The organism is Enterobacter sp. UNJFSC 003 (genome assembly GCF_036903355.1).
In the GTDB taxonomy this organism is placed as follows: Bacteria; Pseudomonadota; Gammaproteobacteria; order Enterobacterales; family Enterobacteriaceae; genus Enterobacter.
In genome coordinates this window covers 1-269 of the sequence record NZ_JBAKHK010000180.1, presented here as the reverse complement: position 1 = coordinate 269, position 269 = coordinate 1, and the positions used below count along the sequence as shown (strand labels likewise).

At 48.3% G+C, this 269-nt stretch carries 1 protein-coding gene; it reads left to right on the top strand.

Annotated features, from left to right (window positions below; genetic code table 11):
- On the top strand, positions 1 to 230 hold a 230-nt coding region (locus V5P19_RS23685; protein ID WP_214465027.1), incomplete at its 5' end, for an MFS transporter.
- Between the last annotated feature and the right edge of the window lie 39 nt (positions 231 to 269).

The window sequence follows — 269 nt, the reverse complement described above, 5'->3', positions numbered from 1 at the left end:
CCATTGGGCCTATCCGGGCTGTCCCGATGGATATTACGCCGAAGTATGTGGGAATTGCCAGCGGATTGATGAACGCCGGTTCCGCTGTCGCCGACATTATTTCACCTATCGCCTTTGGCATTATTATCGACAAAACAGGCAACTGGAGTTTACCATTCTACGGTTCCGTCGCATTGCTTGTTATTGGTATATTCCTGACGTTCTTCATGCGTCCAGATAAGTCATTGTAAAAGTCGAATCAGGGCTGAAGTGGCACACTGAATTTGGCC